Origin of the sequence: Johnsonella ignava ATCC 51276 (assembly GCF_000235445.1) — a bacterium.
GTDB lineage: Bacteria > Bacillota > Clostridia > Lachnospirales > Lachnospiraceae > Johnsonella > Johnsonella ignava.
This window is the reverse complement of record NZ_JH378841.1, coordinates 1-22,205: the sequence shown is the minus strand read 5'-3', so window position 1 is coordinate 22,205 and position 22,205 is coordinate 1. Positions and strand designations below refer to the sequence as shown.

The following is a 22,205-nucleotide window of genomic DNA, read 5'->3' as shown; positions in this document are numbered from 1 at the left end:
TCTAAGTAAATGATTATTAATTAATTGTTTCCGTTGTTTTTAATTTTAATATTATTAAAGAGGTAAATATGGCTAAATCAAGAGGCAGCGTATTTTTTTGTAATGAATGTGGTTTTGAATCGGCAAAATGGCTTGGTCAATGCCCTTCATGTAAGGTATGGAACAGCATGGAGGAAATGAAGTTTGGCAGTGAGGCGGCAAAACCGGGAAATACAATAAAAAAAATGCTGCCTCGTGCTGTTTGTATTGATGATATAGAGGCAGATGAAAATGTCAGATATACAAGCGGATTATCCGAACTTGACAGAGTGCTTGGCGGCGGTATAGTCGCAGGTTCTGTGGTTCTTATAGGAGGTGATCCCGGTATAGGAAAATCCACTATACTGCTTCAGGTATGCCGAAACCTTGCTGCAACAGGAGGGAGGATACTCTATATATCAGGTGAGGAGAGCCTTAAACAGATAAAGCTGCGTACAAAAAGAATAGGCGATATAAAAGGTGAGCTTAAATTTCTGTGTGAAACGGATACGGCAGTAATTGAGAATGTAATATTGTCTGAACAACCTCAGGTTGTTGTAATTGATTCAATACAGACCATGTATAAACCGGATGTTTCGTCTTCTTCGGGAAGTATCACACAGGTAAGGGAGTGTACTTCTCAGCTGATGAGGATGGCAAAATCAAATTCAATAGCAGTATTTTTAGTGGGTCATGTTACAAAGGAAGGACAGATTGCAGGACCTAGAGTGCTTGAGCATATGGTTGATTCGGTGCTGTATTTTGAGGGAGAACGCTTTGCCTCCTATCGTATACTGAGGGGAGTAAAGAATCGCTTCGGCTCTACAAATGAAATAGGTGTTTTTGAGATGTATAATGACGGTCTTAAAGAGGTGGCAAATCCCTCTGAATATATGCTTTCAGGAAGACCTGAGGGGGCATCAGGTGCGGCAGTTGCCTGTCTTATGGAGGGAAGCCGGCCTATACTTCTTGAAACCCAGGCTCTTGTAACTCCTACTTTATTTGGTATGCCCAGGCGTACTTCAGTAGGTACTGATGTAAATAGAGTGAATCTGCTTATGGCAGTGATTGAAAAAAGGTGCCGTCTTCAGATGAGCAGGTATGATGCTTACATAAATATAGCAGGCGGCATGAAGATGAATGAACCTGCACTTGATCTGCCTATTGTTATGGCACTGGTATCAAGCCTTAAGGATAGAAGTATTGATGATGATACAGTCATATTCGGTGAAGTGGGTCTTGCCGGTGAAGTAAGAGCTGTAAATATGGCACAGCTTCGCATAAAGGAGGCAAAAAAGCTCGGCTTTAAAACCTGTATACTGCCTGCCGGTTTGCTTAATAAGGTTTCAGGATTATCCGATATGAATCTGATAGGCGTCAGAAGTATAAGAGAAGCGATAGATTTGATAAAATAAATATATAAAAAACCATGCCTGGGAGATGTATTGTAAGGCATGGTTTTTTGCTGTATTATTTGTTTTTAATAATTTGTTGTTAAATTATTTTTTTAGCAGGGGAAGAGGGACTCGAACCCCCATTTGCGGTTTTGGAGACCGCTGCTCTAGCCATTGAACTATTCCCCTATATAAATTTAAAATGCCTCAACTACATAGTATAAAAGGTTTATGCACTTATCTATACTATTGCCCGGCACCATGCTATACTACCATACTGTATGATATATGTCAATTAAAAAATCCTGATAAATTGTGTCAAAGAATTTATAGTATTTCCTACCCGAAAAAACTTGAAGTATGAATATTATTATTTTTTTTGATTATATCTGTTATATTTAATAGAATTATGATATAGTAATGGCGGATTATAATTTTATTTCAAAATTAATATACACTTATAAAAAGTTTAAATATAAAGGTATATAATCAATACAAAAGGAAAGTATATATATTATGCGAAGACGCAATGTTGTACTTAATATAGACAAAAAACATTTTTCATATAATCAGAGATTTATTTTGATATCAATGATACCGGTTTATTTTATGCTTATAGGGTTTTTAATACAGACCCCGGCGCAGATTTTTAAAGGACTTATAGCTATAATAACCGGAACGGATATACTTATAACGGATTACTTTGAAGTCGGAGGTCCGGGTGCGGCTTTTGTAAATGCCGGTTTTATTACATTGTTTTTAATAGCGATACATTATTTTGGAAAGGTAGATTTTAACGGGCATGCCGTAACGTCATGCTGTATGATGTTCGGGTTTTCATTATTCGGGAAAAATATACTCAATATATGGCTTATACTTATGGGAATATTGCTTTATGCAATACTGCATGGTGTGTCAATGAAAAAATATCTGTATGTGGGCTGTTACGGGACCTGCCTGTCTCCTATAATTACACAGGTAATGCATGCCGGGAATATGAGGGCATGGCAACAAATTGCATTAAGTATATTTACAGGACTGGTGATAGGTTATGTACTGTTGCCCATAGCTATACATACACTTGCGGTACACAAAGGTTTTTCATTGTATAACGTAGGCTTTGCAGCCGGAATCATAGCTACTATAGTAGCTTCAATATTTAAATCTTTTGGTATTGGTATAGAATCAAGACTTTTGTGGTCAACTCAGTATAATAGTATATTTATATATGCACTGCCATTATTTTTTATAATGATGATGTTATTTGCAATTTATACAGGGAAAAATAAACTTATGCATGAATATATGCTTTTGCTTAAACACAGCGGATTAAAAAGCCCTGATTTTGTAGATAAATTCAGTGATTTTACGGTTATTTTTAATATGGGTGTAAACGGTCTTTTTGCCACACTGTTTGTAATATTTATAAAAGGTGATTTAAACGGTCCTATAATAGGTTCGATATTTACAATAGTGGGCTTTTCAGCAACAGGAAAACATATAAGAAATATCGCTCCGGTAATGTTTGGAGTTTTTATAGCTTCTGCTATGAAGCTGTGGGTGATAACAGATCCGGCACCGCTTATGACACTTATACTTTCAACCACACTTGCTCCGATTGCGGGAGAATTTGGTGTATTTGCAGGTATACTTGCAGGCTTTTTGCACTCTTCGGTTGCACTGAATGTAGGTGTAGTTTACAGCGGTATGAATCTTTATAATAACGGATTTGCCGGTGGTATAGTGGCACTGTTTATGGTTCCTGTAATTGAAGCGGTCATAGAAAGAAGAAAGATATTAAAGTCAAATGCTGCAGATTGAATTACCTGATTTTTATAGAACTTTTTTACTTATCTTTTCCGCTTTATAAGTGTAAGACTAAAATCCGCTTTGCCCCTTTCATGTGGAAATAAACTTTTGCTCCGCTCTCTATAAGCGTTTTGTATAATCGCTTTACAGTATAAGCATATTAATGTATAATACTTCAAGAGTTTTTGGCTGCCTTTTGCGGCAGTTATAAAAGGTATATTACATATTTTAGGGATACACCGGTTAAAGTGTTTCCCGTGATAAAATCGCATGTACTTTATATCGTTCCTATGTGATTTTAGGCACATCCATATACAGCTATATTTAGAGAAAATGATAAAATCATCATTTCTTTAAAATAAAAAGCTTAAGGATGTCGGTATTTGCCGGGAAAAACCGGTTGCTTTTTAATAAAGGGGCTGTAAAAGACATCTTCTGATGTCTTTTTTTACAGGGTTAAAAACCTGTCATACCTGTAACTCTATTATATTAAAACTGATGCCCGGTTTTAATATAATAGTATAAAACATAAGAGAAAACGAAAGGCTTAAATAATATGAAGGCATATCTGATACTTGAAGACAAAACTATATTTTCAGGGATGGGTATAGGCTCTGATAAAGAGATTGTAAGCGAGTTGGTTTTTAACACATCTATGACAGGCTATACTGAGATTTTAACGGATCCGTCATATGCAGGTCAGGCGGTTGTCATGACTTATCCGATCATAGGCAGTTATGGAGTATCTTATGAAGATATGGAATCGGTAAGACCATGTGCACAGGCACTGATAGTAAGGGAGCTTTCAGATATATCAAGTAATTTCAGAAGCAGGACGGGGCTTGAAGAATTTATGTTTAAATATGATATTCCGGGTATATCCGGGATTGACACAAGGCATCTTACTAAAAAATTAAGAGACTACGGGACCATGAATGCAATGGTAACAAGGAAGCTGCCTCAGGGTTCTGATTTTGATAAAGTAATTGAACGTATAAGGGCATATAGGGTAAAAGGAGTGGTTGAGGCGGTTACATGTAAAAAAAGTTATACTCTTCCGGGGAACGGCATGAAAGTTGCACTGCTTGACTGCGGAGCAAAAGATAATATAGCAAAGTCGCTTCACAAAAGGGGGTGCCATGTAACGGTATGGCCGGCATTTACAGAAGCACAAACGATAATAGATTCAAAGCCTGACGGCATAATGCTGAGTAACGGTCCGGGAGACCCTAAAGAAAATACTCAAATTATAAAACAGATAAAAAAGCTTTATGATTCAGATATACCTATATTTGCAATATGTCTGGGACATCAGCTTATGGCACTTGCACTGGGCGGAGATACTTATAAGCTTAAATACGGTCATAGGGGAGGCAATCATCCCGTAAAGGATCATGAAACAGGCAGAACTTATATAACTTCACAGAACCACGGTTATGCAGTTGACGAAAAAAGTCTTGATAAAAGTGTGGCACAAGCGGCATTTACAAATGTAAACGATGGGACAAATGAGGGCCTTAGATATATAGGAAAAAATATATTTACAGTGCAGTACCATCCCGAGGCATGCCCTGGACCGCATGACAGTGATTATTTATTTGACAAATTTATAAAGATGATGGAGGACAACAGATAATATGCCAAGAAATCATGATATAAAAAAGGTGCTTGTGATAGGTTCAGGTCCTATAATAATAGGGCAGGCGGCTGAATTTGACTATGCCGGAACCCAGGCATGCCGTTCATTAAGAGAAGAAGGCGTAGAAGTGGTATTATTAAACTCAAATCCTGCCACCATAATGACTGACAAGGATATTGCCGATAGAGTATATATAGAACCACTGACTCCTGCTGTCCTTGAAGGTGTTATAATAAAAGAAATGCCGGATTCGCTGCTGCCTACACTTGGAGGACAGGCGGGGCTCAATCTGGCAATGGAGCTTGAAGAAAGCGGTGTACTTAAAAAATACGGGGTAAGACTTATAGGTACAACCGCTCTTACTATTAAAAAAGCCGAGGATCGTGAAACATTCAAAGAGACCATGGAAAAAATAGGAGAACCTATAGCAGCCTCTATGGTAGTTGAGGATATAGAAACAGGAGTTAATTATGCACAGGAGATAGGATATCCTGTGGTATTAAGACCTGCATATACGCTCGGAGGTTCAGGAGGAGGTATAGTAAACAACAGGCAGGAGCTTGAAGTTACGCTTGAAAACGGACTAAGACTTTCAAGGGTGGGACAGGTACTTGTTGAAAGGTGCATATCGGGCTGGAAAGAGATTGAATATGAGGTAATGCGTGATAATATAGGCAATGTAATTACAGTCTGCAATATGGAAAATATAGATCCAGTGGGCATACATACCGGAGATTCGGCAGTAGTTGCACCCAGTCAGACATTAGGCGACAAGGAATATCAGATGCTGAGAAGCTCGGCACTTAGGATAATAACTGAACTTGGAATAACCGGCGGTTGTAATGTACAATATGCACTGAATCCTGAAAGTTTTGAATACTGTGTTATAGAGGTAAATCCGAGAGTAAGCCGTTCTTCGGCATTGGCAAGCAAGGCGACGGGTTATCCTATTGCAAAAGTGGCGGCAAAGATAGCACTTGGATATAATCTTGATGAGATAAAAAATTCGGTTACAGGAAGCACTTATGCCTCTTTTGAACCTATGCTTGATTATGTGGTTGTAAAACTGCCCAGACTGCCGTTTGATAAGTTTATAGCCGCAAAAAGAGTGCTCGGTACACAGATGAAAGCAACCGGCGAGGTTATGAGCATATGTACTAATTTTGAGGGTGCACTTATGAAAGCCATACGCTCACTTGAACAGAATGTCGATTCACTTTTAAGCTATGATTACAGTTCATACGACATGGAAGAACTTAAGGAAATGCTTAAGAAAACCGACGACAGGAGAATGTGGATTGTTGCACAGGCACTGCGAAAGGGTATATCTTATAGTGAAATACATGATATAACTATGATAGATCTCTGGTTTATAAAAAAGGTAGATAATATTGTAAAATTAGAAAACAGGCTGAAGGAAGAAAAACTTGATCGTGAGCTTTTGCTTAAAGCAAAGTGCATGGAATTTACCGATAAGCTGATATCACAGCTTACGCCTGATAATAAAATAAAATGTGAGTCCGATGTAAAAAGGCTTCGTATCAAATATGGCATACATGCCGCTTATAAGATGGTTGATACCTGTGCAGGTGAGTTTGAATCTCAAACGCCGTATTATTATTCATGCTACGGCAGTGAGAATGAAGTTATTATTTCTGAAAATGCAAAAGATAAAAAGAAAAAAGTCCTTGTTATAGGTTCAGGTCCTATAAGGATAGGACAGGGTGTTGAATTTGATTTTTGTTCAGTGCACTGTACATGGAGTTTTGCAAAGGAAGGCTATGAGACTATTATAATAAATAATAATCCGGAAACAGTAAGTACTGATTTTGACATAGCAGATAAGCTGTATTTTGAGCCGCTTACATCTGAAGATGTAGAGTCTGTTGTAAGACTTGAAAAACCTGATGCCGCAGTAGTACAGTTTGGCGGTCAGACTGCTATAAAACTTACCAAAGATCTTCTTGAGATGGGAGTTAATATACTTGGTACTTCACCTGAGGATGTAGATGCGGCAGAGGATCGTGAAAAATTTGATGAGATACTTGAAAGCTGCCATATCCCAAGACCTGAAGGAAGGACGGTATTTACTGCCGAAGAGGCAAAGGCGGCTGCACATGCTTTGGATTATCCGGTTCTTGTACGTCCGTCATATGTACTTGGCGGTCAGGGCATGCAGATAGCGGTAAATGATAATGATATAGATGAGTTTATAGGTATAATAAATCGTATAGCACAGGAACATCCTATATTGGTTGATAAATATATAGTAGGAAAAGAAATAGAGGTTGATGCGGTATGTGATGGTACGGATATTTTAATTCCCGGTATAATGGAGCATATAGAAAGGTCAGGTGTTCATTCAGGAGACTCAATAAGTGTATATCCCGCAGTGAGTATATCAGATAAAGTAAAAAGTAAGATAGTTGACTATACAAAGAAACTTGCTACGGCACTTAATGTGCTTGGTATGATAAATATACAGTTTATAGCCGATAAAGAGGATGTATATGTGATTGAGGTAAATCCCAGATCTTCAAGGACAGTTCCGTATATAAGCAAGGTTACCGGCATACCTGTTGTTGAGATTGCCGTAAAAGTAATATGCGGCAAAAAACTTAAGGATCTTGGTATAACTGACGGGCTTCAGGAAGAGTCTGATTTAACTGCTATAAAAATGCCTGTATTTTCATTTGAAAAAATCAGAGGTGCCGACATATCACTTGGACCTGAGATGAAATCCACGGGTGAGTGTCTGGGAATAGCTAAAAACTTTAATGAGGCATTGTATAAAGCTTTTGAGGGAGCGGGAATTAAACTGCCGAAATATAAAAATATGATAATGACTGTAAAGGATTCCGATAAAGAAGAGGCGGTAGGCATAGCAAAGAGATTTGAGGCACTCGGATACAGAATATTTGCAACCAGGGGCACAGCGGATGCACTTGAATCCGGCGGTGTGAAGAGAGTGCGCAGAATTAATAAAATAGAGCAGGAAAGTCCAAATCTTCTGGATCTTATACTCGGACATGAGATAGATTTTGTTATAGATACTCCTGCACAGGGGGCAAAAAGAAGTCATGACGGTTTTATAATAAGGAGAAATGCTGTAGAAACAGGAGTCAGCGTGCTTACATCACTTGATACGGCTTCGGCACTTGCAGCCTCAATGGAAAATCGTTCAGATCATATTGAACTTGTAGATATAGCTAAAATAAAAACAAGGTGTACATTTTAAAATGTACACCTTGTTTTTAATAAGGACTGTTTAAATTATATCCCTATTAAAATAAATAAAATATAAATATAATAAAAACCGTATAATTGCTTACATAGTTTATTCACAAAATATTAAGAAAAACTTAATTTTACATTGCATACAATTTAATTTATTATTATTGATATCATATAAAAATATAATAAAGGAGATAAAAAATATGTTTGCCGGTGAGAAAATCCTCATCAGCACTGTGTTTATAGCAGGCTTTGCTTCATTTTTTCTGCCATGTACTTTCCCGGTAATACCGGTATATCTGGGAATACTGACTGATGCCGATGGTGAATACAAAAAGCTTAAGCTTGGCAGACTTACTTTAAACACAGGTGCAATTTTAAAAACGGCAACCTTTGTACTCGGACTTGCTGCAAGTTTTGTAGCTTTGGGTATAGGTGCAGGCTTTTTAGGAAAGCTTTTAACCAACAGATGGCTTTATGTAATTGCAGGACTAATAATTATAGTGCTTGGAATCCACCAGATGGATTTGATACATATAAAAAAGCTTGATGATATAAGTGGTGTAAAAATCCAAAATGATAAAGCGGGTGCACTTGGAACTTTCCTTATGGGAGTTTCATTTAGCATAGGATGGACGCCATGTGTCGGTCCTATACTTGGAGCTGTGATAACGGCTGCATCAACTCAGGGAACTGCATTGTATGGTGCATTTTTAATGCTTGTATATACACTTGGGCTTATGGTACCGTTTATAATAATGGTGGCGGCATCAGATTTTGCCATGTCAAAATTTGATGTTTTAAAGAAAAATATAATGACATTTAAACGTATAGGCGGAGGATTTATAGTAATTATGGGAGTTATGGTTATGTTCAGGCAGATTGGTGCAATTACGGCATTTTTTGAAAGGCTGTTTTAAAGATAAGATATGACTATATAATCTTATATAAGATATTTACTGTTTATACAGAATATAATTAAAATACAAAATAGAAAGGATTATTTACAATATGAAAAAAATAAAGTTATTAAAACCGGCACTTACAGCTATTATGCTTACTGCGGCAATTATGGCATCAGGATGTTCACAGCAGGGAGCAGGCAAGGAGAATAATACTGAAAGTGTTAATAAAAGCACAGATGCAAAAAGTGCCGGTGAAAATAAGGATATGGAAGTGAAAAATGCAAATATAGATGAAAAAACAAAAAATGACGAAAGCACGGCTGAGGCTAACAAAGGGGATATAGCACCTGATTTTGACCTTGTTGATATGGATGGCAACGAGTTTAAATTAAGTGAACAGAAAGGGAAAAAAGTTTATGTTAAATTCTGGGCTTCATGGTGCAGCGCCTGTCTTGCAGGTATGGATGAGTTAAATAAAATGTCAGGTGAGGACAATGACTTTGAAGTGGTTACAATAGTAACTCCTGGAGTTAACGGTGAGATGGGGAAAGAAGATTTTATAAAATGGTTTAAATCTCAAAACTACTCAAATATAAGAGTTTTGTTTGATGAAAGCGGAAAGAGTTTAGAGGACTATCAGGTAAGGGCATTTCCGACTGCCGCATACATAGGTTCAGACGGGGTTCTTGTAACAACTCAGCTTGGAAACAGTTCATCAGCTAAAATCAGGGATGCATTTGCAAAACATGTAAAATAATAAATAATACAGCTTAAGAAATTTGCAGGCTAAGATTTTTATATTACGATGTCTGCAAAATCACAAGCTAATTCAGTATATATAGGAAACCGTCATAGTTTAAAGCCTTATAAAGTAAAGCTTTAAACTATGACGGTTGTTTCTATATTATAACTGGGAATAAAAGAATAATTTTTATATTTGATATGTAGCTTAAATTATTATGCAACTGCTGTTACTATTACAGCTGCAAGCTCCGCCATCTGTAAAAAAAATCCTGCAAGGTCTCCGGTAACTCCACCGAATTCACCACATATAAACAGTCTGAAATAAAAAAAGCATATAAAAACAGTGATTGAAACTGCTATGCCTGCACGTGGAAAATAAAGTGAGGAGAGAATTTTTGCAGCCGCTATAAAGCTTATAAGCAAAATTCTTGTAAATAAAAGATCACTTGCTTTTGTAAATGTCATGGCAAGCCCGGAGCCTCTTGCATTTTTAAAACATACAAGTGAAAGTGCACTGTAAGCTCTTATCATAAAAAAGGAGAAGGCTATTATAACAACCTGTCTAAGCCTTGTAATACTTAGTATGGTAAATGCATAGAACATTATATATACAAGTCCGGATATGACAGCACCTGCACCTATATGGCTGTCTTTAAGTATATCAAGCTTTTTTTCACGGCTTTGATGAGAACCGAGGGCATCTGAGGTATCAAGAAAGCCGTCCATATGTATGCCGCCGGTGTATAACATTGGAAACGCCGTTAATACTGCTGCGGTTATATAAGGCGATAGTTTTATAAATATCATAAACTTCCATAAAAATACATATATAATACCTTCTACAAGTCCTACTATAGGAAAGAGTGAAAGCACGTATTTCATATATTTCTCATTCCAGGCAGTTTGCGGCATGGGAATTTTAGTATACATATTAAAGGTCATTATAAGTGATTTTAAAAAAATCATAAATTGCCTCCGGTTAAAATCTTTTCTGTACAGTATGTCGGTATGCCGCATATTATTTCAATTGCTTTATCTGCGTGTTTTATAAGCTTATTTTGAAGATATAAAAGAGCTTTCATATATAATAGTACAGCCTTAGAAAATCCGTATGTTTGTGCAAATATATCATTTCCTACTACTATAAGCTCACGGCATTTCATATTTAATTCAAGAATATTATCATATAGCTTGTCGGCTTTTTCAGTAAAAACTGCATCAGATATATCATCTTCGTTTTGGCAGGTGGGACTGAAAATCTCATTGGCAAGCAGATTTGAAAGACATTCAAGAAGAACCGCCTCATTATACTCTACATATATTTTTTGTATATTATAAGGACATTCAATCGTTCTAAATCCCTTGCCTGAACGCATTCTTTGATGTGCTTTAACTTTTGCCCTGTCAGTATTATCATATATTTTCATGGTTGCAAGGTATACTCTTTTATCATAGTTAAGAGCCAGGTTTTCGGCATATTCCGATTTACCGCATGAAGCACCGCCGTAAACAAATATCAATCCTCTTTCCTCCAGATAGTAAAATTAAATACAGTATGCATTATAACATAAATATATAATAATTGGTAAATTATATGCAATAGAGCGGCTACTTACATTTTTCGGCAGGATAATTTTTTTAATGTAGCGATTTATAGGGTTTTTCTTCAATAATTCATTTGAATGTTTAAAATAAAACATACTCTTTTCTAAGCAACAAGTTTTTTATTTTACTTGTATACCGGAAAAGAGTATATTAGCCATTACTGTGGTAAATTTATTATAGCATTATATAGTTAAATGTCGTATAAGAAATGATATTCTGTATTATTTATAGAAATAGAAAACGGCATGAGGAAGCTTTTACTGTAATATACAGTATTATAAAAGTGAGTGTATAACTCCATCACGGCACTGATTAGGGCTTATAATATAGGGCAAATTTTTACTTCCCATCATATTGCGTGCTCCTATGACTCCGCCGGGTTCATAAGGAAACATGGCAGTATCATACATATTACCCAGACCTGAAACTATCTTTACTAAAATTATCTTTGGTTTGTCAGGGCGCATAATATCATAAAATTCTTCACGTTTATAAGCCATATTTTCAAGATTTGCAAGGCATCTGCGTATATCGCCTGCGATACGGTCGGCTATTCTGTGTGCTGCATATATACCTTCTGAAGTTCGCCCTTCACCTTCATTAAAGAGTATGTCAACATGAAGTATATAGTCGTTTGAAGCTGCGGTGCCTGCCATATCAGGAGTAAAACGGTTTTTTAGTATGCCTTCTGAAGAACCTATATTTGAAGGCTGGAAACCGCTTTTATCCTCAACTCCGTTAAGCATAAGAGTAACTCCGGTAATCAGATGGGTAGTTCCTTCTCCAAGCTCACCGTTTATTTTACAGGCGATAGGAGAAAAATCAAGATTTGAGTTTACAAATCTGTCATAATCACCGGGAGGTATTATATCAACTGAAATATTTTTAATTCGGGGTTCCTCAGCAAGATATTTTTCTGCGATATTTTTTTCTATAAAAAGCTTTCCGTTTGAAATATATGTTTTGTCTGAAAAACTGACTTCATTTATAGTAAAAACTTTTCTGACAAGTTTTGAGAGACGTTTTTCCTTGGTATTATTTGATATTGTGTGAGAATCGTGTGATTTTTTGGGAGCTAGCTTTCCTGCTTTCCTGAGTTTATTTTTTAAAAGTCCAAGCGCCTTAAAAGCATCGTAATCAGTGAGATTATTTTGTCCAACAACACATGATTCATAGCCGGATTCATTTTTATTGAAATCAATTATGCAGTCAACAAAACTATTGGTGCATACAAGCCGCCCTTGAAGTCCTATATAACTTAAACCTACACTTGGTATTTGCCGTATTCCAAGCTGTTCTATAATATTTACAAAATCAATATGGTGGTTTCCCCATCCGTCTATAGCAACCAAGGCTCCATCGGCACGGACACTGCGTGCTATATCTCCAACACGTTTTGCAGTATATATCTTGTCATCACAGTTCTCAGATACACCGTCAACTATAATACCTGTAAATTCTATATCACTATCTTCTGAAAGTATATGTGTAACAGGGCATCTAAAGTGATGAAGTGTAGTCATTTTAATACTTGGTCCAAGTCCCATATTATTAACCTCCCATACTTAAAATTAATCCTTTATTTTAAAGTAGTATTTATATAGATTAGAATTATAAAATGCCGGCTAATAGCATAATGATATACTAAGTCCGGCATTTTTTTAAAAACTAATTAATTATTATTTGAATTACCTGCTGTAGAATATGCGGGTACAATAGCTAGGATGCTTTGACTTTTACATATCCTTTATATAAGTATAAGTTGTAATAAATCTTATGAGATATAAAACTGTATTACACAAATATTATACATTGTGGCGGTATTCATAAGGAAGTATTTTTGTAGCATTGAAGCTCGGACAGTCCCGTACCCATTCAAGAGATTCCTTTATAATTGCAGTCTGCTGCGGTATATTATGCGGTTCACCTGCGTTTGAACCTATCGGGACATGAGGAGCTGTAATTCTTGGTGCACCCTGCTGCCTTGCTATTGGAGGAAGTGCAGCTATAACACAGCAGCTCATACCTGCTTCTTCACAGCATCTTGTAACGATGGTAGCTGAACGATGGCATGTTCCGCATCCGCCTGTACATAAAACTATATCAACATCCTGTGCTTTTAATTTTTTTGCAATTTCCGGACCTGTTTCATTTAAAAACTTCTCAACATTTCCGCCGCCGCCCATGAATGTGTAGGTCTCTGCCGGGAGTGATCCTATAAAGCCTTCTTTAACAAGCTCATGAAGACGATCAATTGGAAACATTGCGTTTACATCCTTGTTGATATCTGAGTTATCAAATCCTCCGTGTGTAACCATAAGCTGATCTGAAGGTGTATCAAAAGGAATTGTACGATATGAGAAATCTCCTGAAGTATTGAAAGGAGTCTGATCTTTTTTGTGAATTCCTCCTGCTGTAATAAATGCTACTTTACATTTATTTAAAGGCTTCTTCAGTTCAGTAAATACAGGTTTTGGTGTAACCGGAACAAAAATTTCCGACTGCATGCCCTGCTTTGTTGTTAATTTCATTATTTTTCCTCCTCAACTAATATCTAGTTTCTAAGTTTCATTTTAGGTTTATCTGGATGTATATTTATAGACTGCTTATATAAGCATGGCTATGATATTTTGGCAGTCTGGAGTATCTGCATACGGCTTAGATAAAACTCTACATCAAGATCATTTGAAAGTGAAATTTCAGTAAATACCCAACGCCGTGGGACTCTTACAACAATAGAAAGCTCCTTTACAGATACCTCAATGGCAGTATCATTAAATTCTGTTATCTTCCCACCTAGAAGGCAGGGAATTATATTATGTTCACGTACTATTTCATCAAAATCATAATCACAGGTGTTTTTAACAACTTCAATATAGCTGAAGTAAAAACTTATACTATCACCAATCTTTGGAGAAGGAGAGGAGATGAGAAATTTGGGAGTTTCTATAACTCCAAGCCGTCCCCTAAGATTTATTTTGACTGTATCACCTGTAATTTTACTTATGATTCCGCCCATAAGTACAGGGTTGATTACATAGTTCATTAGTGGAGCGTTCCGCTTTCAACAAGCTTTGTTTCAGGAAGTCCAAGGAGTTTATTGTTTGTATTTATAACATCATTACTCCATTTCTTTTCAGCCGGTTTAATTTCGACACCTGACATAACATTTTTAAGCATCTGAATTGCTCTTGCAGCAACCTCGACAGTTACACATGAACATCCTGCTATATCATTTTCAAATCCGCCTGCATCCATATTTTCCTCAACCATTGCCTTAGCATATTCATTGCCGACAACAAGCTGTCCCTGATATGCACAGAATGAAACTCCAACAACTGGGATTCCTCTCTTTCCTGCCTGTCCTATATGCTGTATAAAGTCAATATGGTTGTTTCCAAATCCCTCTGTTGTGATTATAATTCCGTCAAGATCAAGTGATTCAAGCATTGATCCAAGTCTTTCTGATACCCAGAGTTTTTCATCATTAACCTGAGGAGAACCTACAAATACAACACCTATAAGATCAAGTTCTGTATCTGCAGCAAGTCCTTCAACGAGCGGTTCTCTGATATAATGGCGTGTCATTTCCTTTGTTGCAGGTCCTATACAGGTAAGAGCATGTATTGAACCGTCTCTTACCTGGTTGGGTGTAAGCATTATAGGTACATTGCCGCAGTCTACATTTTTCTGTCCTCCGAGTATGCCGCATGGCTCAGTCGGGCAGAGTACATTGTCATGCATAGCTCCTTGTCCCATGATCTCTTTAACAAGTACTACTCTTGGGTTACCGCTTCTTCTTACATCCTCGCACACTTCTTCACGTACAACTTCTCCATTGTATTCTTTAAGTTGATCACGAACCGCCTGTATAATATAGTCCTGACATTTATGTGCAGCAAAAGGACCGGGTCTTGTCATACCGGAGAGTCTTTTGATTACAGCATGGCAGCGAATTATTATATCATCTTTATCTGCACATCCCGGATGTCCGAAATACATCTTTTCATCAAGATAGCCTTCTGATGAACCGAATTCATGAACTTGAACGCCATCTTCATCAACACCTGTAAGCATAAATACTACACCGTCAGCAACCTTTGTGATTCCTTCGCCGATTTCTCCCTCAACTTTTGTAGCAATAGGGCATACATCCATGATAGTTTCTGTATAGATATGCCTCTTGTCAGGATAAATCACTTCAAGCTCAAGGCTTTTGCAAAGTTCATCTTCTTTAACCGCCTTATTAACTATGCTCTTGTCAATAGTTATAACTCCGTCTTTAATGGATGTTTTGCTTCCGAGCTTTACATCAGTAATTTTAATGTGTTTTTTGAGAAGCCTGCGTATAACTTTCTTCTCTCCATGTTTTTCTTCTAAAGCCTGTGAAGTCTGTACAGCTTGTGCTGCCGGTGCTGCACCGCCTGAAATTACAGGTACATCAAGCTTTAAACCTTCAAATTTTTCTGCCTTTCCAATTTCAATATGAATCATACCGTCTCCTCCTGTTCTTGCAGCTGATGATGAAAATACCGGTGCAGCCGATACTGCTACTTCTGAAATCTCTGCCTTGCTTTCTGCCGGTGCAGAAGCATTGTCATCTTCTGTTTTGTTTACTGAATCAAGTACATCTTTTGTAATTGATGTAAGCGCTTCAGTGTCCTGAAGCAGAGTGCGTCCTATAACCTGCTCTATACGCAAGCCGTCAGGACTCAGAGTTAAAAGTCCTGCTTCCTGCATATCATCAAAAAGTCCCGGGTCTTCAAGGTCGGCAGCACTTATTACTGTACCTTTGTCCCTTCTGCAGCACAGAATTGCCGGATCTTTGAGATGTTTCTGCAGTGTTTCCTGTGTAATTGACATGTTCTGGTTCCTCCTTAAATAATTAGTTTTTAAATTTCCTTATCATCTTGTAGTTGACTGAGCGCAGTGCTCCGTCAGTACAATGATAAACTGGCAGTTTTAATTGTGGTGCACATGACATTACAGTATTTGTACAGTCAGTACAGTTGCTTATAAGTACTGCCTGTGCTCCTGCTTTTTTTAATGCCATTACTTTCTCCACCTGACCGGGACATTTGCCCGGATTTTCACATTTAAGGCTGTTTTTAACTTGTTTTGCCTGTTTGCAATATTCCACTCCCACCACTTCAGAGCCCATGCTTGCAGCCTGTTCCTCAAGCCTTTCTTTATCTGCACCGCAGGCACATACTAAAAGACCTATTTTTTGAGGTCCTGGCATAAAGTTTTCTGCGGCTATAATACCTCCGGTAGTTTTTACTATCGGAACATCGAGAGTGGTTCTTTTTCCTGTAAAGGGTCCGCCCATTATGATTTCACCGTATTCAGTTCCAAGTCCTCCTGCTGTATCTATAACTTCACCAACACTCTTACCTAATGGGATGTCTTGTAATATATGTATGCTGGCGTTTTCTTTGAGTTTTCCTGCAACAGTAATATCCTTGTCAATAAGAGGTTTTTTTTCAACAACTGCTTCACGGAGTCTAAATACTGTTTCAGCATTTATTACTATAGCATCCGCTGCCAGAGGGAGGAGTTCAGGGTCAAGTAATACTCCGAGAGCATCTCTCACTATAGCCCTTTCTTCACCTACAGGATATATATTCTCTAATTCAAATATACTTATATTTGGATCTTTTATTGCGTTTTTAAGGATTTTAATTGCTTCGGTATGTATACCTTTTAAGCATATAATTCCTTTCCCGGCATTTGTAATCTCAAGTACGATTTTTAAGCCGTCTATAAGTTTTTGAGGTTCTTTTTCAATGCGATATATATTGTGCGACAATATAGGTTCACATTCAGCCGCATTTACTGCTATAACCCCACCGCTTTCAAATTTTTTTCCAAGCTTTACATATGTAGGGAACCCGGCACCGCCAAGCCCTACAAGCCCTGATTCTTCAACAAGCTTTATAGGATCCGTTTCCTTAAGTGATTCATATTTTGAAAAATCAGTATTTTCTTCATTAATGATTATCTCTGTTTCACTAACTGAATCGACAGTACCGTCAACACTTGAAAAAATATTAGCTCCAAGTGAAGTTTCAGGTCTTTTTGCGATGAGCTGTCCTCTATGTACATGCTCTTTCGGCACAACAATAGACTCTGAAGCTGCACCTATATGCTGTTTCAGTGGAAAAACAAATTTCATATGTGAATTTCCTCCTCTTAATAGTGAATGTTTGTTTTTTAACTTTTGATAGTTAAAATTCATCACACTCAAAATAAAATCCCATTTATGTAGATTTTTGAAAAAAAAAGTAGTTACAAGTAAAATTCTACTTACTTTTGAGCTGTTTGCTATTGCATTGTAGTCGAAAATATGGTATTAGTAAAGTGAGAATACTTAATTGACAATATGACAAAATTTCATATTAAAAAACATGAAAGGAGGTATTATGGATATTAGCAAACTTCAACTTTTTTCAGATATTGCTGATACTAAAAATCTATCCGAAAGTGCAAAGAGACTTGGGTATACGCAGTCAGGCGTAAGCCATGCTGTAAGTAAACTTGAACTTGAGATAGGTGTGCCGCTTCTAAAAAGGACAAAACATGGCGTGTGTTTGACAAATGATGCAAAGCTTCTGCTTCCTAAGGTACATTCTATACTTGCAAATTACAACAAACTTATAGAGAATGTTAATTCTATAAGAGGACTTAAAAAAGGATCGGTGAGTATAGGGAGCTATTCGAGTATAGCAAGGCAGTGGTTGCCGGCAGTAATAAAAAAATTTCAGGAACTTTATCCGAATATCAACCTTGTTATACATGAAGGCGGTATTGAAGCCATTGAGGGCTGGATAAACGAAGGAACCGTAGATATTGGTTTTTTAAGCTGGAGAAAAAAACAGAGTTTTAAGTTTATCACTCTTGCAAGAGACAATCTTTATGCGGTAACTTCAAAAAGTTTAGAGCTGCCTTATGAATACGAGCAAAGCTTTCCGCTTAAGGCTTTTGAAAATTATCCTTTTATAGCCTCAAAAAGCGGTGTTGACAGCGATGTTGTAAATACTTTTGAGACAGCGGGCATAAAACCGAATATACGGTTTTCATGCGATGATGAGCATACCATTATATCAATGGTTGCCAATAATCTAGGTATCAGCCTTTTACCAAGTATGTTTCTTGAAGGGCATGAAGATAAAGTTAATATAATTCCGGTTTTACCATGTTCAGTAAGAACCCTTGGTATAGGTTTAGCTTTACAAAAAAATGTGCCGGCTGCAGCCGCATTTATAAATACTGCAAAGACTGTTGTTAAACAATTTATTTGAAAATACTTATTAAGGCAAGTTTGTCTTAAGCGTAGATGTACTGATTGTATTAGACGGTTTTACCTGAAATATAGCTGCACTGATTGTACGGAACGGTTTTACCCAGATATTGAGGATAATGACAGGCGTTTATTTAAAATAAATATGAGTGGTGTTTGTTTTAGATTTGATACAGGCTTAGGCAGAAAAAATTGTATTAAATTAAGTATTCTTTATATATATAGGTATTTTGCATTTAAAATATGGCAGTACGACTTAGGTTATTTTAACTATTTAAGTCGCACTGCTGTTTTATATTTATTTTAGGTATTATTTGAGCGTATGAGAGTACGTGAAAATATGTAAAAAAGTTTATCTTTCCGACATATATTTTTTTATTTCGTCAGAAGTTAATTTCCTGACTTGTGTACCGGTATATTCTTTATATTCTTTAACAATAAAAACAGGCTCCATTTTATTACAGGTCTTTCCTTTGTTCTTTTTTAGATATAACTGCAAGTCGCTTCTATCTGTAAATATTTTATATGAGATTCTTCCATTTGTGCTTTTTATCTCATAAATACCGCAAGGTTTTTTTATACTATAATCTGCAGTGCGCAAATACAATTTTGCAATTTCCAGGGATTTAAAAGGGAAATTCCAACGTTGCAATCTACGCTTTGGATCATGTTCAATGCAAATACATCGTCCGCAGCTTCCACAGATATATTGTGTGTGATTCTCCAAACAATCCAATGGATTTAGAAGTGGGGTTATTCTGTTTTTATCAACATAACATTCTGTACACATTTTATTTACCCTCCTTATTGTATTAAAAATGCATTTTACTGCTATTTTTTTAAAACAACATTTATTTATTCTATAATTTATCTATTCTAAATCTATCACTTTTCTTTAAAACAAATCCTTTTGCCCTTCAATAGGTTCAGTATCAAAGAAGTCTTTTATCGTTGATTGATTTTTAATATTTTGTAAACATGTTTTATTCTCAAGGTTATCGTCAATATCAAAGGAATGCCATTTATTCGTCTCTAAACCGCCCCAGCAAATATCAGCTTTTCCGAGAGTAAGATTAAACACGATACTTTTGATTGTTCCAAAGCGATCTTCATAAAATGGAAGCATTAGACCATTCGGATAAGGAGTTAAGAGGAGTTTTTTTATTTTTTTCTCATCTATATCAGAGTTTTGTGTAATCCACTGTTTTAAGCATCTATACCTTATTACAGAGTTTTTCATTGCATAGGGCTCAATGCTTACCATGTTTGAGATATGAATATGGTTTGTAGCAATAAGATAATCTACTTTCATATTTTCTTGAATAAGCTTCACTTCTTTTCTTCCATCCATAATTTCAATCAGTGCGGCCTCGCCACTTTTATCTGCAACCATTAAGTTTATATTACAGGCTATGGGCATATCAGATACAGTGCTTAAAGCCTCTTTGACATTTTTACAGTTTTCCAATAAAGTTCTTACCACAGCCCAAAATTGCAAGCCAACAACCTTAGGGGTTTTTCCTGCTTGATAATTATTGACAGGTCTGCCACAGGCACTTTGGGATACGGCTAAACCACATTCATTCATACCTTCTCCTCTGCCAAATTGTATAATATTACTGCCGATATGCGAGTATTTACCTGTAACGGTCGTTTTACTCAAACAGAAATCATCCATTTGCTCCGAATAATCATAGTTTCTTGCCAGAATTGTATGATGGTTTTTTGTTTTAGCGGGCAGAATAATTATTTGACTACATGCAGGAGCTAAATAGGTTAACGGGACAAATATAAGTCTGCTCTTTTCAACTCCTAAAATATCTGCAAAGCCCTGCAACTCCTCATTTAGCCCGGGGCAATATTTGTCGAATAGCTCATAAATATATTTATAATTTTCCGGGATGGTTTTAGAGGATGATAAAAAAATTTCTTTTAAGTATGGATTATTTAAAACCATATAGCCTAATTGCTGTCCTATTTTATAATTTGTACCTTTAAGCTCAAAAAAATTTGCATTTACAGTTTTCATTTTATTAATCCCTCGTATTTCATTTAATTTTTATGAATAAATTACTTGCATCAATCAGACTTTCATTTTTACATTTTGGGCAAAATATAGGAAAGTTCTTTAATACAGTATCCTTTCGTAGCTTGTTATTTGTCTTATTTCCACAAACAGGACAATTTATCCATTTTGAATTGATGTTTTCATAATTTTGTATTTCCTCTTGTTTTGTGTCATATAAATATCTTACTCCTTGATAAACATCGGACATATAATTGCTAATTGTTTCATCGTCCAGATTTATATAAGAAGTTGCAAGCATTGTAGCTATACCATGACCAAATAACCACATTTCCATGTGTATTTTAGAGGCTGTTTTATAATCCATTTTATTGTTATCCATTAGAAGAAAAAGCATTTCGTTAAATTCTCGATCTTTTTCTTTTGAGCGATCACACATAAATAAAAACTGAAAAAGTTCTTTTTCTTTTTTAGCAAAATGGACATAACTCATGCCATAGGATTTATAGGGTGGGTATTCGGACCTGCTCATTTCTTCTGAAATAAACTTTTGATAAATTTTAATAGCTTCTTGAAATAAAGATATTTTTAATTCGTCCATTCCCGAAAAAGAAAGATATATTGGCTGTGTTGAACATTTTAGTTTTTCTGCAACATTTCGTGCGTTGAGAGCATTTACTCCATTTTGACGTATAATATCTATGGCTGCTTCTAAAATATTTTCTTTTGAAATTTGTTTTTTTGCAGGCACTGTAGCCCCTCCTTCATATAAAATAACAAATGTTATTAATAACTAAAGTTATTTTATATTATTTTTCTTAAAAAATCAACCTGTTAAAAAAAATAAAATAAAAAATAAAAAACTTTATTTTATTATTGACATGTAATATGGCGTTGTGATATAGTATATGGGCTGCCCAAAAGGCAGAGAACCTTGAAAACCAAAGATTAAACAGTACACACAACCCTGAAATTTCTTAAAAACAATAAGAAATGCAGCATGTATAAATTTATTTATATATATATTGTATATATATATTGTATATATATGTATACTTATGTATATTATTTATAAACTAAAATTTAAGTTTATAAATGCTGCACCTTGCCGCAAAGAAGCGGCAGGTTTCAAGGAACGAAAACCTAAAAAACCAAGTAAAAAAGGAAACAAATGCCGGCAGGCATAATGAGAGAATCAAACAGAGAGTTTGATCCTGGCTCAGGATGAACGCTGGCGGCGTGCTTAACACATGCAAGTCGAACGGAGACTTTTTCAGTGCAACCTTCGGGGAGCAAGAGAAAGTCTTAGTGGCGGACGGGTGAGTAACGCGTGGGCAACCTGCCTCGCACCGTGGGATAACAGGGGGAAGCTCCTGCTAATACCGCATAAAGTATATAGACGCATGTCAATATACAAAAAGGGATACCGGTGAGAGATGGGCCCGCGTCCGATTAGATAGTTGGCAGGATAGCAGCCTACCAAGTCAACGATCGGTAGCCGGCTTGAGAGAGTGGACGGCCACACTGGGAC

The 22,205-nt window shown here is 36.4% G+C and carries 17 protein-coding genes, 1 tRNA gene and 1 rRNA gene; 8 read left to right on the top strand and 11 right to left on the bottom strand.

What is annotated here, in order from left to right; genetic code table 11:
- Nucleotides 1-68 precede the first annotated feature (68 nt).
- Nucleotides 69-1,433 (top strand): DNA repair protein RadA, encoded by a 1,365-nt coding sequence (radA, locus tag HMPREF9333_RS11080; RefSeq protein ID WP_005542122.1) that lies wholly within the window; start codon nt 69-71, stop codon nt 1,431-1,433.
- A gap of 96 nt (nt 1,434-1,529) precedes the next feature.
- Here radA and HMPREF9333_RS11075 read toward each other — a convergent pair.
- Nucleotides 1,530-1,601: transfer RNA gene (locus HMPREF9333_RS11075), tRNA-Trp, on the bottom strand.
- A 327-nt stretch (nt 1,602-1,928) separates the two neighbouring features.
- Here HMPREF9333_RS11075 and HMPREF9333_RS11070 point away from each other — a divergent pair.
- The 5 genes from HMPREF9333_RS11070 (at nt 1,929) to HMPREF9333_RS11050 (ending at nt 9,756) form a co-directional block, all read left to right on the top strand.
- Nucleotides 1,929-3,233, top strand: a complete 1,305-nt coding sequence (locus HMPREF9333_RS11070) for a DUF1576 domain-containing protein (protein WP_005542120.1) — start codon at nt 1,929-1,931, stop codon at nt 3,231-3,233.
- A 544-nt stretch (nt 3,234-3,777) separates the two neighbouring features.
- Complete coding sequence (locus HMPREF9333_RS11065) at nt 3,778-4,857, top strand: carbamoyl phosphate synthase small subunit (protein WP_005542118.1); 1,080 nt, start codon at nt 3,778-3,780, stop codon at nt 4,855-4,857.
- A 1-nt stretch (nt 4,858) separates the two neighbouring features.
- Complete coding sequence (gene carB / locus HMPREF9333_RS11060) at nt 4,859-8,098, top strand: carbamoyl-phosphate synthase large subunit (protein ID WP_005542116.1); 3,240 nt, start codon at nt 4,859-4,861, stop codon at nt 8,096-8,098.
- Nucleotides 8,099-8,297: 199 nt separating this feature from the next.
- On the top strand, nt 8,298-9,014 hold the full coding sequence (locus HMPREF9333_RS11055; protein WP_005542114.1) for a cytochrome c biogenesis CcdA family protein: 717 nt from the start codon (nt 8,298-8,300) through the stop codon (nt 9,012-9,014).
- 91 nt (nt 9,015-9,105) lie between these two features.
- Nucleotides 9,106-9,756 carry a TlpA family protein disulfide reductase gene (locus HMPREF9333_RS11050; protein ID WP_005542111.1) on the top strand — a complete coding sequence of 217 codons (651 nt, stop codon included), beginning with the start codon at nt 9,106-9,108 and terminating at the stop codon, nt 9,754-9,756.
- A gap of 200 nt (nt 9,757-9,956) precedes the next feature.
- Here the strand turns inward: HMPREF9333_RS11050 and HMPREF9333_RS11045 are convergent, their stop codons facing one another.
- The 7 genes from HMPREF9333_RS11045 to prdC form a co-directional block, all read right to left on the bottom strand.
- On the bottom strand, nt 9,957-10,709 hold the full coding sequence (locus HMPREF9333_RS11045; RefSeq protein ID WP_005542109.1) for an adenosylcobinamide-GDP ribazoletransferase: 753 nt from the start codon (nt 10,707-10,709) through the stop codon (nt 9,957-9,959).
- Nucleotides 10,706-11,263, bottom strand: coding sequence for a bifunctional adenosylcobinamide kinase/adenosylcobinamide-phosphate guanylyltransferase (locus HMPREF9333_RS11040; RefSeq protein ID WP_005542107.1), 558 nt, complete (start codon nt 11,261-11,263; stop codon nt 10,706-10,708). The genes HMPREF9333_RS11045 and HMPREF9333_RS11040 overlap by 4 nt, the downstream gene beginning before the upstream one ends.
- Nucleotides 11,264-11,623: 360 nt before the next feature.
- A complete protein-coding gene (locus HMPREF9333_RS11035) occupies nt 11,624-12,895 on the bottom strand; it encodes a glycine/sarcosine/betaine reductase component B subunit (RefSeq protein WP_005542105.1) in 1,272 nt (423 codons plus the stop codon).
- A gap of 258 nt (nt 12,896-13,153) precedes the next feature.
- Entirely contained in the window at nt 13,154-13,879 is a 726-nt protein-coding gene (gene prdB / locus HMPREF9333_RS11030) for a D-proline reductase (dithiol) protein PrdB (protein WP_005542103.1), read from the bottom strand.
- Between the two features lie 89 nt (nt 13,880-13,968).
- A complete protein-coding gene (locus tag HMPREF9333_RS11025) occupies nt 13,969-14,394 on the bottom strand; it encodes a CBO2463/CBO2479 domain-containing protein (RefSeq protein ID WP_005542101.1) in 426 nt (141 codons plus the stop codon).
- On the bottom strand, nt 14,394-16,211 hold the full coding sequence (gene prdA / locus HMPREF9333_RS11020) for a D-proline reductase (dithiol) proprotein PrdA (RefSeq protein ID WP_005542099.1): 1,818 nt from the start codon (nt 16,209-16,211) through the stop codon (nt 14,394-14,396). Before prdA ends, HMPREF9333_RS11025 begins: the two co-directional genes overlap by 1 nt.
- A 22-nt stretch (nt 16,212-16,233) precedes the next feature.
- Nucleotides 16,234-17,586 (bottom strand): proline reductase-associated electron transfer protein PrdC, encoded by a 1,353-nt coding sequence (gene prdC / locus HMPREF9333_RS11015; protein ID WP_083816637.1) that lies wholly within the window; start codon nt 17,584-17,586, stop codon nt 16,234-16,236.
- A 184-nt stretch (nt 17,587-17,770) separates the two neighbouring features.
- On the opposite strand from prdC, the gene HMPREF9333_RS11010 reads away from it, so the two are divergent.
- Complete coding sequence (locus HMPREF9333_RS11010; RefSeq protein WP_005542096.1) at nt 17,771-18,649, top strand: LysR family transcriptional regulator; 879 nt, start codon at nt 17,771-17,773, stop codon at nt 18,647-18,649.
- 351 nt (nt 18,650-19,000) lie between these two features.
- Here HMPREF9333_RS11010 and HMPREF9333_RS11005 read toward each other — a convergent pair whose 3' ends face one another.
- The 3 genes from HMPREF9333_RS11005 to HMPREF9333_RS13775 all read right to left on the bottom strand — a co-directional run bounded on the left by HMPREF9333_RS11005 (nt 19,001) and on the right by HMPREF9333_RS13775 (nt 21,425).
- Nucleotides 19,001-19,438 carry a hypothetical protein gene (locus tag HMPREF9333_RS11005; protein ID WP_005542094.1) on the bottom strand — a complete coding sequence of 146 codons (438 nt, stop codon included), beginning with the start codon at nt 19,436-19,438 and terminating at the stop codon, nt 19,001-19,003.
- A 105-nt stretch (nt 19,439-19,543) separates the two neighbouring features.
- Nucleotides 19,544-20,677, bottom strand: a complete 1,134-nt coding sequence (locus HMPREF9333_RS11000) for a C45 family autoproteolytic acyltransferase/hydolase (RefSeq protein WP_005542093.1) — start codon at nt 20,675-20,677, stop codon at nt 19,544-19,546.
- A 19-nt stretch (nt 20,678-20,696) separates the two neighbouring features.
- Nucleotides 20,697-21,425: a cysteine-rich KTR domain-containing protein gene (locus HMPREF9333_RS13775; RefSeq protein ID WP_005542092.1), complete on the bottom strand. Its 729-nt coding sequence runs from the start codon at nt 21,423-21,425 to the stop codon at nt 20,697-20,699.
- A 445-nt stretch (nt 21,426-21,870) separates the two neighbouring features.
- On the opposite strand from HMPREF9333_RS13775, the gene HMPREF9333_RS10990 reads away from it, so the two are divergent.
- Nucleotides 21,871-22,205 (top strand): 16S ribosomal RNA (locus HMPREF9333_RS10990); the annotation flags it as partial.

Bases quoted from the DNA above. Each gene is read 5' to 3' on its own strand.
- prdA (WP_005542099.1), bottom strand. From the start codon at position 16,211: ATGTCAATTACACAGGAAACACTGCAGAAACATCTCAAAGATCCGGCA.
- HMPREF9333_RS11000 (WP_005542093.1), bottom strand. From the start codon at position 20,677: ATGAAAACTGTAAATGCAAATTTTTTTGAGCTTAAAGGTACAAATTAT.
- radA (WP_005542122.1), top strand. From the start codon at position 69: ATGGCTAAATCAAGAGGCAGCGTATTTTTTTGTAATGAATGTGGTTTT.
- HMPREF9333_RS11065 (WP_005542118.1), top strand. From the start codon at position 3,778: ATGAAGGCATATCTGATACTTGAAGACAAAACTATATTTTCAGGGATG.
- HMPREF9333_RS11005 (WP_005542094.1), bottom strand. From the start codon at position 19,438: ATGTGTACAGAATGTTATGTTGATAAAAACAGAATAACCCCACTTCTA.
- prdC (WP_083816637.1), bottom strand. From the start codon at position 17,586: ATGAATTTTAACTATCAAAAGTTAAAAAACAAACATTCACTATTAAGA.
- HMPREF9333_RS11025 (WP_005542101.1), bottom strand. From the start codon at position 14,394: ATGAACTATGTAATCAACCCTGTACTTATGGGCGGAATCATAAGTAAA.
- HMPREF9333_RS11050 (WP_005542111.1), top strand. From the start codon at position 9,106: ATGAAAAAAATAAAGTTATTAAAACCGGCACTTACAGCTATTATGCTT.
- HMPREF9333_RS11045 (WP_005542109.1), bottom strand. From the start codon at position 10,709: ATGATTTTTTTAAAATCACTTATAATGACCTTTAATATGTATACTAAA.
- HMPREF9333_RS11035 (WP_005542105.1), bottom strand. From the start codon at position 12,895: ATGGGACTTGGACCAAGTATTAAAATGACTACACTTCATCACTTTAGA.
- prdB (WP_005542103.1), bottom strand. From the start codon at position 13,879: ATGAAATTAACAACAAAGCAGGGCATGCAGTCGGAAATTTTTGTTCCG.
- HMPREF9333_RS11070 (WP_005542120.1), top strand. From the start codon at position 1,929: ATGCGAAGACGCAATGTTGTACTTAATATAGACAAAAAACATTTTTCA.
- carB (WP_005542116.1), top strand. From the start codon at position 4,859: ATGCCAAGAAATCATGATATAAAAAAGGTGCTTGTGATAGGTTCAGGT.
- HMPREF9333_RS11010 (WP_005542096.1), top strand. From the start codon at position 17,771: ATGGATATTAGCAAACTTCAACTTTTTTCAGATATTGCTGATACTAAA.
- HMPREF9333_RS11055 (WP_005542114.1), top strand. From the start codon at position 8,298: ATGTTTGCCGGTGAGAAAATCCTCATCAGCACTGTGTTTATAGCAGGC.